The organism is uncultured Sphingorhabdus sp. (assembly GCF_937872355.1).
Taxonomy (GTDB): Bacteria; Pseudomonadota; Alphaproteobacteria; order Sphingomonadales; family Sphingomonadaceae; genus Sphingorhabdus_B.
The window spans coordinates 1-4,831 of record NZ_CALMSV010000071.1 but is presented as its reverse complement, the minus strand read 5'-3'; the positions used below and the strand labels follow the sequence as shown (position 1 = coordinate 4,831).

Annotated in this window: 5 protein-coding genes; 4 read left to right on the top strand and 1 reads right to left on the bottom strand. The window is 57.8% G+C overall.

Annotated elements, in window-relative coordinates:
- The coding region (locus Q0239_RS04090; protein ID WP_298598831.1) for a thiamine phosphate synthase at positions 1-367 on the top strand (367 nt) is incomplete at its 5' end.
- Between the two features lie 6 nt (positions 368-373).
- Here the strand turns inward: Q0239_RS04090 and Q0239_RS04085 are convergent.
- On the bottom strand, positions 374-1,129 hold the full coding sequence (locus Q0239_RS04085) for a hypothetical protein (protein ID WP_298598828.1): 756 nt from the start codon (positions 1,127-1,129) through the stop codon (positions 374-376).
- 255 nt (positions 1,130-1,384) lie between these two features.
- Between Q0239_RS04085 and Q0239_RS04080 the strand changes: the two genes are divergently transcribed.
- The 3 genes from Q0239_RS04080 to lptE all read left to right on the top strand — a co-directional run.
- Positions 1,385-1,813: a DUF3576 domain-containing protein gene (locus tag Q0239_RS04080; protein WP_298598825.1), complete on the top strand. Its 429-nt coding sequence runs from the start codon at positions 1,385-1,387 to the stop codon at positions 1,811-1,813.
- A gap of 60 nt (positions 1,814-1,873) precedes the next feature.
- Positions 1,874-4,384 (top strand): leucine--tRNA ligase, encoded by a 2,511-nt coding sequence (leuS, locus tag Q0239_RS04075; RefSeq protein WP_298598821.1) that lies wholly within the window; start codon positions 1,874-1,876, stop codon positions 4,382-4,384.
- The coding region (gene lptE / locus Q0239_RS04070) for an LPS assembly lipoprotein LptE (protein WP_298598818.1) at positions 4,381-4,831 on the top strand (451 nt) is incomplete at its 3' end. The genes leuS and lptE, both read left to right, overlap by 4 nt.

Below are 4,831 nucleotides of genomic sequence, written 5' to 3'. Positions count from 1 at the left end.
CGTGCAGCGTGGGCATATTTTGATGCTGGCCGGAAATGCCAGAACCGCAAGGGCGTGGGGTGCCGATGGCGTGCATGGTCCAGGCGCATCGTCCAAGCGGCTGTTGTTAAGTGCGCCGGCACATAACCCCCGCGAAATCAAACAGGCTAAAAGGCACGGGGCGGGCATCATGTTTCTCTCCCCCTTGCGGAAAACCCGCTCACATCCCGGTGAACGCGCATTAGGCGCCTTGGCGTTTCGCAGGCTTGCGGTCCTCTGCCAACCTGCGCTGGTCGTGGCACTGGGAGGGATGAATCGGGCAGAAGCCGCCAAATGGCCGCGCAACATTGTTCATGGCTGGGCAGCCATCGACACTTTCAGGAATTAGTTAGGCTTAGAAGCGGATTTTGGTGCCGACATAAACGGCTTCGTTATCCGGGCTGCTGTTAGCAGCAGGAGCGATGCGATCACGCTCGCTAGAATAACGGACGCCTGCGGTCACGTCGATACGCCGCGAAATCGAGAAGCTGCCACCGACATTGAGCGCATAATCGCCTGCAGCTGCCGAACCGCGCGGGTTGGGGGTAGCGTTACCGACTTTATCGACGCTTAGGTCGGTGTTGAAGCGGCTGGGCTTCTTCTTGTCGTTACCGTCGAGTCGGAAATCACCCTTGCCGACCATACCCGACAAACGAGGCTGTTCAACCTGCACCGCCTTCGCAGGCAGCTTGAAACCTTGCCAGCCGCGGGCGGCGGACAATTGATAGTCGGAATTGTTCAGGCGAACCGTTGTTCCCGATCCAGCCTCAAACTTTTCGATCGCCGAACGAATCGAAACCGCATTCGCCGAATTTGCCAGATCGGCGCGCGCCGCAACCGTCAAAACATTGTTGCCCTTGCGATCAAGACCGGCAGGGGTGAAGCGGAATTGGTTACCGGACACAGCCTTGCGTTCTGCCCGAACGGCAAGACGGCTATCGACACCGGCAGGTGTGAAGCGGCTCATCCAGCTACCCGATTGGGCTGCAACATTAGAAAATTGTGCTGCAAAAGCAGGGACTAGCACAGGCGACAGCAACAAGCTGCCCGTTGCCAAGAAGGCAACTGCCCTGCGGCCTTTAAGGCCCAAATTTGCTACACCCCGTTTCATGTCCGTATTATTACGACTCCATCAGGTTTGGAATATAGGCACAATTCCATTGGCGACAAATAATTTTATCCACAACGCTAGTGATTTTACCAATATGTTGCCGATACACAACAATCGGTTGCAACTGATACCGGAATCCGCGCTTTTTCGGGCGATATACACAGCCAAATCCGGTTCAGTTTCGCGAAAGCTTGCCCGCGCCAACAAAGGTGAATAGAGACGTCCGCACAAACAGCGAAATCGCGAGGATTCAATATGCGTTTTAACCAGTTCGTCCTGGTCACAGCTTCGGTTTTGGCACTGGCTGCCTGTGGCGGCAAGGAGCGCCCCAAGACCGATCTGGCGGCAAGCCAGGTGACGACCATCGGCGTCAACAGCTATTTGTGGCGCGCCTCGCTTGATGCACTGTCTTTCATGCCGCTGTTGCAGACTGACAGCGCAGGCGGCGTGATCGTGACCGACTGGTATGTGAACCCGACCAGCCCGGGAGAACGCATGAAGCTGACCGTGTCGATCCTCGATCAGGATCTACGCGCTGATGCGCTGCGCGTTGCCGCTGCCCGTGAAGTTTTGCAGAATGGTCAATGGGTTGCAGCGGCAACCCGTGCCGCGACTGTGCAAAAGCTTGAAGGCATCATCCTTACCAAGGCGCGCGACCTTCGTCGTAGCGCTATCGCCGACTAATATCGAAAATCCTGCGTCTTCGCGTTGAAGGCGCGAAGACTAACAGGGAAACAGCCAGCCATGGCATCACGATTCAACCCGTTCAAAGCGGACGGGCATTGGCAGAAAATCTGGGAAGAGCAGGGGGTGTTCAACGCGCCCCCGGCCAGCGATCCGCGCCCCAAAAGCTATATCCTCGAGATGTTTCCCTATCCGTCGGGGCGCATTCATATGGGCCATGTGCGCAACTACACCATGGGTGACGTGCTCGCGCGCTACAAAGCGATGACTGGCCATGCCGTGCTCCATCCGATGGGGTGGGACAGCTTTGGCATGCCTGCCGAAAATGCGGCGATGGAAAAGAAGGTCCATCCCGGCGCATGGACCCGCCAGAATATTGAGGCGATGAAAAAGCAGCTCAAGCGGTTGGGTCTCGCTATCGACTGGAGCCGCGAGCTTTCGACCTGTGAGCCAGACTATTACGGCCATGAACAGGCGCTTTTCCTCGATTTCTACAAGGCGGGCCTTGTCTATCGCAAGGAAAGCGAGGTCAATTGGGACCCGGTCGACATGACCGTGCTGGCGAACGAGCAGGTGATCGACGGGCGCGGTTGGCGCTCGGGCGCGCTGGTCGAGCGCAAGAAGCTGAACCAGTGGTTCCTGAAGATCACTGATTTTGCCGAGGAGCTGCTTGAAGGCTTGGAAGGACTTGAGCATTGGCCCGAGAAGGTCAAGCTGATGCAGGAAAATTGGATTGGCAAGTCGAAGGGGTTGCGATGCACCTTCAATCTTGTCGGCTCGCATGACGGTATCGACGTCTTCACCACGCGGCCCGATACGCTTTACGGCGCAAGCTTTGTTGCAATTGCGGCCGATCATCCGTTGGCGCAATCGCTGGCGGAGAATGCACCCGCACTGCAGGATTTCATAGCCGAGTGCAAACGCGGCGGAACGACTGCGGCTGAACTCGAAACTGCCGAGAAAATGGGTTTCAACACCGGGATCAGCGTTGAACATCCGCTTGATTCCAACTGGCATCTGCCGGTCTATGTCGCCAATTTTGTGCTGATGGATTATGGCACCGGCGCGGTGTTCGGCTGCCCTGCTCATGACCAGCGCGACCTTGATTTCGCCCGCAAATATGATCTGCCGGTAACGCGCGTTGTTGCCGACGGCGACAAAGAAGACAGCGCCTTTTATGGTGATGTCGCCTACACCGGCCCCGGCAAAATCGTCAATTCGCACTGGATGAACGGATTGAGCGTTGACGAGGCGAAAGCCGATGTCATCGCCAAGGCCGAACATGAAGGCTGGGGCGTAGGTCAGCCCCAATACCGCCTGCGCGACTGGGGCGTCAGTCGCCAGCGTTATTGGGGCACGCCGATCCCGATTATACACTGCGAATTTTGCGGCGTTTTGCCGGTGCCACGCACCCAGTTGCCGGTCAAACTGCCCGAAGACGTCAGTTTCGACATTCCCGGCAACCCGCTCGACCGGCATCCGACATGGAAACATGTGAAGTGCCCGAACTGCCAGGAACCGGCGATCCGTGAAACGGACACGCTCGATACCTTTGCCGATTCCAGCTGGTATTTCATCCGCTTCGCCAGCCAGCCTGACGACAAGCCCTTCGACAAGGAAGAGGCAGAGGCTTGGCTGCCGGTTGGCCAATATATTGGCGGCATCGAACATGCGATCCTGCACCTGCTTTATGCCCGTTTCTGGACGCGCGCCCTGCAGAAGGTCGGAAAGCTCGATTTTGCCGAACCCTTTGCCGCGCTGTTCACGCAGGGGATGGTGACGCACGAGACATACAAGTCGTCTGCAGGTGCCTGGCTGAGCCCCGAAGAAATCAAATTTGAAGGCGATAAGGCATTCACCCTTGATGGTGCGCCAGTCGAGCGCGGTCGCATCGAGAAGATGTCGAAATCAAAGAAGAATGTCGTCGATCCCGATCCGATGTTTGACCAATATGGTGCCGATGCGGTGCGCTGGTTCATGCTGTCGGACAGCCCGCCTGAACGTGACCTCGAATGGTCCGAAAGCGGAATCGAGGGCACATGGCGCTTTGTAAACCGCGTCTGGCGCTTGGTCGACGGGCTGGAAAATGCGGAAGGTGAAGACAAGGCGCTCGACAAGAGCCTGCACCGCGCGATTGCGGGTATCGCCGCCGATATCGAGGCGCTGCATTTCAACAAGGCGGTCGCCAAGGTCCATGGCCTAGTCAACGATATCGAAAAGGCAGCGCCATCGGCATCGCGCACAACGGCGATCCGCACATTACCGCTGCTCGTCGCGCCGATGCTGCCGCATCTGGCCGAAGAGGCCTGGGTCGCATTGGGCAATAAAAGTCTGATCGCGGGCCAGCCTTGGCCAAGCCATGATCCCGCGCTGCTGGTTGACGACGAGGTCACCATTGCCGTGCAGGTGATGGGCAAGCTGCGCGATACGCTAACCGTAGCCAAAGGATCGCCTAAGGATGCACTTGAAGCGCTTGCGCTTGCCAGCGAGAAGGTGCAGCGTTCCATGGATGGCGCAAGCCCCAAGAAAATCATCGTGGTACCCGACCGTTTGGTGAATATCGTTATATGATGAGACTGCTACCCCTAATCCTTGCCTCGCTGTTGCTTTCGGCCTGCGGGCTGAAGCCGCTGTACAGCGGCGGCTCGCAGGGGCAGGTTTCGGCGTTACTCGGTTCGGTCGCGGTTGATGCGATCGAGGGCAAAAATGGCTGGCTGATGCGCAATGCCCTTAATGACCGTTTGGGTGCATCGCATGGCAGCAACGCGCGCTATCGACTGGTGGTTAAACTGGATGACCAGATTGAAGGCTTTGGCGTTCGCGCGGACGATACCGTCACGCGCGAACGACGCACGCTGCGCGCGCGCTATCAGCTGATTGATCTGGAAAGCAGCAAGACCGTGCTTGACGCAACGGCGGGGTCGGGAGCAGGCATCGGCGGTGTGGGGTCGGAATATGCCACAAACGCGGGAGAAAAAACCCCGCCCGGGAAACTGACGCCAAAAGGTGCCGGACAGA

What these genes read in the sequence shown, in the direction of transcription:
- Q0239_RS04080 (WP_298598825.1), top strand. Translation starts at nt 1,385, where the DNA reads ATGCGTTTTAACCAGTTCGTCCTGGTCACAGCTTCGGTTTTGGCACTG.
- leuS (WP_298598821.1), top strand. Translation starts at nt 1,874, where the DNA reads ATGGCATCACGATTCAACCCGTTCAAAGCGGACGGGCATTGGCAGAAA.
- Q0239_RS04085 (WP_298598828.1), bottom strand. Translation starts at nt 1,129, where the DNA reads ATGAAACGGGGTGTAGCAAATTTGGGCCTTAAAGGCCGCAGGGCAGTT.